Origin of the sequence: Flectobacillus sp. (genome assembly GCF_049240685.1) — a bacterium.
Classification (GTDB): Bacteria; Bacteroidota; Bacteroidia; order Cytophagales; family Spirosomataceae; genus Flectobacillus.
The window spans coordinates 1-8,057 of sequence record NZ_JBMLSD010000330.1; the positions used below are offsets into that span (position 1 = coordinate 1).

The window sequence follows — 8,057 nt, forward strand, 5'->3', positions numbered from 1 at the left end:
TTCCGCTCACTTTTTTGCCTTGCCCCCATGAAACAAATGTCCACAGAATGCAAATTATAAGTAAACCCACTCGCTGATAAATGTTTTTCATAATATAGTTTAGTAGATGTATTATGTGAGACATAATAAGGATATAGGGTTATAATATACTTTTGCGAATTTTCAGTAATATTTTTATAAAATATTTTGTTTTAGTGGTAAATACTTATTATAGCAACATTCTAAAGCCTTATTTATAAGTATTTTTATGTTTAACATGTAATACTTATCTAGGATATGCTGTTTGGTTTTTGCTAGAAATTGATATTTAAAAGAAAAGAGTCTTTTTCATGTTAGACAAAATAATGAAATACCTATTGAAGAGCTTCTAGCTTGAATTTTCATGGATTTTGTTTTTTAAAATCGATAGATTATACTACTTTTATAAAAATAAGTAATACATAATATGACAAATGAAGATTTTAGCGATAGCTTCATCGCAGTGGATAATAGTTCGTTGGTAGATAAAGTTGAGGCCAATTTGGTGGAGTTACTCCAAAGTAGAAAACTTAAAGTCGGTGATGTAATTCCTAAAGAAGTGGAATTAGTCGAGCTTTTGGGTGTAAGTAGAACTGTAATCCGTGAAGCTATTACTCGACTACGAACCATGGGTATTGTGGAATCCAAAAAGAAAAAAGGCTCCATTATTACAAGCCCAGATATTTTAGGTATCATGAGCAAAAGCATGAATCCTTACATTCTGGATGAGGATACTTTGCGTGAAATTTTTGAATTACGTTTGGTCTTGGAAATTGGAATGGCTGATTTGATTTTTCAAAAAATTACACAAAAGGATATTGATGAGTTGAAGGAAATTGTCAAAAATGAACCTAGTTCGAGCGAATCACATTTGTTCAATATCGAACATGAAATCAATTTTCACGGAAAACTCTATGAAATTACTGGCAACAAAACCCTCAAAAGTTTCCAGAAAATGTTACTCCCTATCTTTGATTACGTACACAACAGTGGATTACTAAAAAAGGATTTACCACAAAAGAAATTTGTCTCTCACAAAGGCTTGGTAGATATTTTGGAGAATGGTTCGCCAGAACTTTTCCGCAATGGCATGAGAAACCACCTCGAAAACCATTTTGCGAGACTTTTTGCAGATTAAAATGTATCACAAGGCAAAGAGTCTTGAAACTACACACTTGTATTCTAATAATTTAGCTCGAAAAATTGTTTGCATCAGGCCTCTGGCAAAGCTTTTTCAACTGTTTTTTGTTAGCCACAGATATGCTTTGGGGCACTTGGCTTTAAGGTTTACGCTACACAAATGCTGGTATTTTTTGTGAAATGATGAAGCCCCTTAGCCTATTGCAAACATTCCATTTTATGTACTTGCTAATTTACAAGCACATAAAATGGAATTATCTTTATTTCTTTATGCTAAACCGTAGCCAATTGACATGACTCATAAATGAGTTCCTCGGCACTGTATGGTTTGTTGGCTAAAAGTAAAATTTTCGCATCTTTTGATATTTCTTCTATGAAAAACCAATCTTCGGGAGATAATAATAAGCACTTTTGTGCAGAATCTAAATCATAGACCCTTTCAAGACCTTTAGCTTTGCATAAAACACGGCAATGCCCAGAAAGACAGACTAAGGCCAGTTTGGTACTCTTATGACGATAACCTCCGTAACAATCATTATCGCTCCCCTGAAAAAAACTTACTCTTTTAATATGGTCTGGAAATATCTTTTCAAAAACAGTTAAATCTCCCGTCTCTGATCGGTAGCTATCCAATAATAACAATTGGCTCATTTTTTAATAAGGCTGCTAAATAGGATTAATAATTCTTCGTGGTTGTTTGGAAGAGAAAGTATACGCAAGAAATTTATTAAAACCTGTTTAATATAGGCTAGAACCCTCACCGAAAGTATAGCCAAGAAAAAGTGTTGAATAACATTTAGCAGTTGGAATTTTGGGTTGTGAAAATTTTATATCCAACTGAGATTCAAACTATTTCTAAATTTACGAATTCTTTACTAATAAACTCAATTTTGAAAATATATGTTTTATCTGATAAGTAAGATAATGCTTGTTTCTACTCTTTAATTATCAAAACAATTCTATTTGTTAACAATACTTCTCGGATTATAAGGTTTGATTATGAAGCAAATTTGGAGAGCAGGATGGTTCATAAAAAGCCTATTTTTACATTTGTTGACATCTAAATCTGTTATTTATGATTGCTCTCTTTTGTAAAAATCTGTCTATTTTTCTCTGTATATGCTCTTTCGCTACTAATGCTCAGTTGAAGCGCTTTACTTCAAATCACACTACTATTTTATCTAATGGGAAAGTGAGCTTTACTTTTCAGCATAAAAATGCTGATGTAAGTGCTGTTTCGTATGCAAAACATGAAAATGTGTTGGGTAAGAAGGGACGCTTTTATTTGCTTGGACCAGGTTTTTCGATGGCTCAGAGTGAATTTAGAGTGGTTAGAGAAAATCAAGATTTAGTTGAAATTGCTTTCAAGCATGTTGCCAACAACCACTTTACCTACGATTTGCATTATATTCTTACCAAGGAAACTTCGGGGATTTATTGTTATCTGCTGCAATCGCATGCCAAGGACGACTCGGTAGGGGATTATGGTCAAACGAGGTTTGGTATTCGTGCCGACGAGCAATTATTTGATTATCATTTGGTTAGAGATGATATCCACGGTAAAATGCCTCAGATGAGTACGTTGACGCAAGAAATCCAAGATTGGACATATCGCCTTCCCGATAGCTCAGTGTATACTAAATACGATTTTAGCGATTATATAGAGGGTCGTTATGTTCATGGTATGGCCGGGCAAAAGTCGGGCTTGGGAATGTTTATTATTCAAGCTTCTCATGAATACCTTAATGGAGGCCCAACTAAGCAATATAATACCGTTCATAGTACCCCATTTTTGATGAATATGTTCAATTGTGGACATTATTTGCTGGATAAAAGAAAGGGAGATAACCTTATCAGAGAGGATTGGAAAAAGCTCAATGGCCCTTTTTTGATTTATTTTAACCAAGGAAAAAATATTAAAACAATATGGGCTGATGCCAAAAAAAAGTCGAAGGAGGAAAAAACAAAATGGCCTTATTCGTGGATGAACGATAAAGAATATCCATTAGAACGTGGAGCTATAAAGGGGAGTGTCCAGATTAACGGGAAAGTTCAGCCCAATACCAGAATCATTTTGGCAAATCCCAATTTTGATTGGCAGGCTCAATCTCAGGGCTATATTTTTGATACTCGCAGTCAAAAAGATGGATCATTTTTGATCAATAACGTTCGTGCTGGAATGTACACTTTGTATGTAGTTGCTGAAAATGTGATGGAGGAATTCCGAATAGATAATGTTCAAATTGAAGCCAATAAAACGCTTGATTTGGGGAAAATCAGTTTTCAACCAAGCAATAGAGCCACGACTTTATGGCAAATTGGAACGGCAGACCGCACAACCAAAGGATTTGGTTTTAGTGAGCGTAACCGTAACTACCAGACTTTTACCCAAACCCCTGAAAACCTTGATTTTTATATAGGGAAAAGTAAAACAAAGGATTGGTATTATGCACAAACTAAGCAGGGTAGTTGGAATATACATTTTGATTTACCTGATTCGCTTCGTAATACCAGAGGCGAATACATCTTGACAGTAGGTGTGGCGGGTGCTAGTAGAAATGCCAGTCCAGAAGTCTTGATTAATGGTATTTTGATTGGGAAAAAAGCTTTTGGAAACGATGCAAGTATCTATCGTTCAGCGATTTTGAGTGGTTATTATCAGCATTGGGAAATACATTTTTCCGCAAAATACCTCAAGCAAAAAGGTAATACGCTTTCGTTTGTGATGAAAAATCTCAAACATGGCGCAGGTATCATGTACGATGCTATTCGCCTAGGAGTTGCTCCACAGCAAAAATTAGTTTTTCAAGATGATTTTTCTAGAAATGAACTAGGCGAAAATTGGATTTCGGAATGGGATAAAGCCAAAGGTTCTTCGGTTGGGTTAAAAGACGAAAAATTATGGATCGATACTGAGGGTGGTATCTCTGTTTGGTTAAATCAAAAACTCCCGCAAAGTGTGCGTATAGAATGCACGAGAAAGGTGGTTGTAGAGGACAAACCCAATGATAGACTTTCAGATTTGAATTTTTTCTGGAGTTGCCAAAATCCTAAGTTCGAGCGTAAATCTGATGGTAATTTTGCCTCTTATGATTCATTAGCTTTGTATTATGTCGGTATTGGAGGAAACTACAATTCAACTACCAGACTACGAAAATACGATGGGAGAGGAGAGCGAGTTTTGTGGCAGGAAAAGAACGATAAAGAACATTTGTTGGAGGAAAATACGAACTATAAAATTGTGTTGGAAGTCAACAAAGGACAAGTATCAGTTTGGGTAAACGGAAAGTTATATTTTACCCAAAAAGACCCAAATCCGCTCGGAGGAGGCTATTTTGCGATTCGCTCTACTAAATCTCGCCAATGGATAGATGATATAAAAATCTATGAGCTCTTGGAATGAGTTTACCCATTTAAGGATTGGAATCCTTAGAAAAAGAAAGTGCTGGCTAGGAAGCCAGCACTAGCGGAGTTGAATTTTGATGAAGTAAAGTTTTTTATGGTTGACAAAAATTATATTTTTGTATAAAATGTCAACTAATCTATTGGTATCATGAAAGAAATCGTATCTTCTAAAATCAAACAAGCTAGAATTCTCCAAGCTATGTCTTTACAAGATTTAGCTGATAGGATTGGTGTGTCGAAGCAAATGATTTCAAAATATGAAAAAGGAGATTCTATTCCTCCAAGTAAAATGCTTATTAAGTTGGCAAAAGCACTTGAAGTGAAGATGGATTATTTTTTCTCACCATCAAGTGTTGAGTTAGGTGAGATTAATTTTCGAAAAAAGAACTCTTTTTCAATCAAGAAAATAAATGCTCTTAAGGAAAAAATTAAGATTGAATTATCTAATTATCTAGAAATTGAAAATATACTTCAAATCAACAATTCTTTTAAAAATCCTTTAGAAAGAAGAAAGGTCAGTACAATTAATGATATTGAAGGTATCGTGTCAGAGTTAAGAACCGAATGGAAAATTGGCTTTGATCCTATACATAACATAATTCAATTGTTGGAGGATAAGGAAATCAAAATTATCGAAATCGAGGAACCTGAGAACAATTTTGATGGGCTGGCAACCATTATTAATGAGAAATACCCAGTTGTAGTACTAAACAAGAGCTTCAGTGTTGAAAGAAAACGGTTTACCCTTTTACATGAATTAGGACATTTATTGTTGGAATATCCTCAGTGTAATGTGAAGTTTGAAGAAAGTATATGTAATAGATTTGCAGCAGAATTTTTATTTCCGCAAAATCTTGTCATTAAGGAGTTTGGAAATAAAAGGGACTCTATTTCTTTAAGAGAGCTTGTGGAGGTACAGAAAAAATATGGGATTAGCATTAGAGCAATTATATACCGATTAAAAGATGCCAATATTTTTAGTGAAAATAGACTTGCAGAATTTTATAAGAAGCTCAATTTTAATCCTACCTTGAAAAAAGAAATTGATCAAGAAAGATTTCAATCTTCGGAGGTTTCACATCGTTATGAACAGCTTGTGTATCGAGCATTATCACAAGAATTAATATCTTCTAGTAAAGCTGCCTCTTTACTAAATGTGAATATCAATGAAGTACTAAAAAGTTCGATAATGTAGTAAATACACCTAGATGAGAATAGTAATAAATGACGCAAACATTTTAATAGATTTGATTCATCTCCAAATGATTCACCTCCTATTTGAGCTTAAACACCTAGAGCTAAAAACAACAGATTTTGTGTTTGAAGAATTGGGATCACCTCAAAGAGCTATACTACAAAAATTCATTGACCAAGGAACTCTAGAGATACTTGAATCTGAAGAAAAAGAATTAGAGAACATATTTAACCTTTTGAATAATACGAGTGGACTAAGCTTTGAGGACTGTTCGGTCTGGTATTTTGCTAAAATCAACAAAGGGATACTACTAACGGGAGATGGCAAATTAAGGAAGCAATCCTCTCAAGATGGAATTGAAGTAAGAGGCATTCTATTTGTTTTTGATGAATTATTAAAAGCAGGTTTAATAACCTTTGATTTCGCTCTTCTGAAGTTAGATCAGCTTTATCAAATTAATAATAGGTTACCCATCAAAGCTAAAATCGAGCGAATTGAATTTTGGGGCCGTGAAGAACATATAGCTTAGTAATTTTAGATTAAATGTTAATATTGGAAATGATTGTATTTCAGATAGTTAGTGTTAAAATTATTAGAAAAAAGTGCTGACTAGGAAGCCAGCACTAGAGTAAGATTACCATTTAAAATGTAAAAACGATACTCCTTGTCTCGGCAATTTCATCTTAATTTGAGTCTCTCCATTTTTAGGCGTTATCCATTCTGGAGAAGTTAGTAACTGCAATTGTCCTGCTTTTTCAAGTATCGCAATTTGTTCAGCGGTAGGTTGTTTAGGCGAACCCATCGTTTTCCAAACTTCGTAAGCATTGCTATTTTCCTTGTCAATACGATAATGCAATAGCGCTACTTTTCCAGCAGGCAAGCCTTTTACTGAAATCTCCACTGCTGCATCTGGAGCGGGAACATTATCGTCATGATAATTCCAGACCATTACTCCCGCAGAGTTTGTGCCTTTTGAAGCTAAAGCATTAATATCAGCAGCCTCTCTCACACTTTGGTCTCTAACTTTTTTGAAATCATACGCTAAATTTTGCTTCACTTCCACACGATTTCCTTCCATCATGCCAAACATACGGAATACATTTAGTACAGGTTTATCGACTCCATTGGTAGCCAAATCTCTGAAACCACGAAACCATGCTTGGTCTTCAAATTCAAATGACCATGAAACAGCACCCAACAAATTTACGCCTCTAGCTTCTGCCAATTCGTATTTTCTTGCAAAAGACGCTGCCGTATAACTTGAGTACATGGTTCCGTTACGATAGGCATTTTGTGGATGTAAATCTTCTGAACAAGCTGCACAGCCTTCAGGGTCAGATTCTCCTATGATAATGGGTAATTTCTTTAGCGTTGGATAGGAGGCCACAATCTCAAAACCTTTGTCAATATCACGGAGTTGTGTTCCCATGTTCATTTGTACATGTCCGTTCACAAGCTTTGGCGCACCTTTAGCATGATAGGTAATAAAATCAATCGGTGAACCTGTTTTGCCTGTAACATAGTTTTTGCCTTTAGTAACATGATCCAAAAAAGTCCTCAAAAAAGTAGCTGATTTATCCCAATCTGGTCCAGTTACTTCTGGTCCACCGATTTTGGCAGTTGGTAAAGCACGCTTTACAGCATCTGCTGTGTAGTCATACAATTTGATATACTCTTCGGTTGTACCTTTCCAGTAACCAATATTAGGTTCGTTCCAAAGCTCCCAATACCAACTTTCTACCTCTTTTTGACCATATTTTGCCACCGAATGTTTTACCCATTGATAAACCAATTCAGCCCATTTGTTATAATCTTTGGGTGGATATGCCCATCCCGTATAAATATCGTTGTAATTATCCCCTGGTTTCCAATAATGACGATAAGGTGTTGGATGGCTCGAGAGTGCTTCTGGCATAAAGCCAATTTGAGCGATAGGTTTCATCCCTCGTTCGATGAAAGTATCAAAAATTTTATCAACGATAGTCCAGTCGTAAATAGGGTTGACGTTGGCATCCTCCGTATAAGCGTTGGTTGAACCCCATTTCAAAGCAGCCGTTCCGTCACCAGTCACCAATAAACTGTGTACCCTCACATAAACGGGAACTTTACTCAATTGCGAGATTTCAGACAGCAATTTCTTGCCGTCTTTCATATAAGTATAATTAGGTTCGTCGTAACCAAACCAAGCCCATATTGGCTTCATAGGAGCTTTTGTCTTGGACAAATCAACCTGAATAGTGACAGGATTCTGTTCCTGAGCAAATACTGGCGTAGCCATCGCCATCAATTGGACGGCTAA

At 35.5% G+C, this 8,057-nt stretch carries 6 protein-coding genes; 4 read left to right on the forward strand and 2 right to left on the reverse strand.

The features are described from left to right. Positions 1-445 precede the first annotated feature (445 nt). Positions 446-1,156, forward strand: coding sequence for a FadR/GntR family transcriptional regulator (locus tag ACOVQ4_RS14970; RefSeq protein WP_421821436.1), 711 nt, complete (start codon positions 446-448; stop codon positions 1,154-1,156). 275 nt (positions 1,157-1,431) lie between these two features. Here ACOVQ4_RS14970 and ACOVQ4_RS14975 read toward each other — a convergent pair whose 3' ends face one another. After that, positions 1,432-1,809, reverse strand: coding sequence for a sugar 3,4-ketoisomerase (locus ACOVQ4_RS14975; RefSeq protein ID WP_421821437.1), 378 nt, complete (start codon positions 1,807-1,809; stop codon positions 1,432-1,434). Between the two features lie 424 nt (positions 1,810-2,233). On the opposite strand from ACOVQ4_RS14975, the gene ACOVQ4_RS14980 reads away from it, so the two are divergent. From ACOVQ4_RS14980 to ACOVQ4_RS14990, 3 genes are all read left to right on the forward strand, one after another. Continuing rightward, positions 2,234-4,561 (forward strand): DUF6250 domain-containing protein, encoded by a 2,328-nt coding sequence (locus ACOVQ4_RS14980; RefSeq protein ID WP_421821438.1) that lies wholly within the window; start codon positions 2,234-2,236, stop codon positions 4,559-4,561. Positions 4,562-4,711: 150 nt separating this feature from the next. Beyond that, on the forward strand, positions 4,712-5,758 hold the full coding sequence (locus ACOVQ4_RS14985) for a helix-turn-helix domain-containing protein (RefSeq protein ID WP_421821439.1): 1,047 nt from the start codon (positions 4,712-4,714) through the stop codon (positions 5,756-5,758). 13 nt (positions 5,759-5,771) lie between these two features. After that, the gene (locus tag ACOVQ4_RS14990; RefSeq protein WP_421821440.1) at positions 5,772-6,287 is read left to right on the forward strand and encodes a hypothetical protein; all 516 of its coding nucleotides are present in this window, start codon (positions 5,772-5,774) and stop codon (positions 6,285-6,287) included. A gap of 105 nt (positions 6,288-6,392) precedes the next feature. Here the strand turns inward: ACOVQ4_RS14990 and ACOVQ4_RS14995 are convergent, their stop codons facing one another. Then, entirely contained in the window at positions 6,393-8,042 is a 1,650-nt protein-coding gene (locus ACOVQ4_RS14995) for a GH39 family glycosyl hydrolase (protein ID WP_421821441.1), read from the reverse strand. Positions 8,043-8,057: the final 15 nt, after the last annotated feature.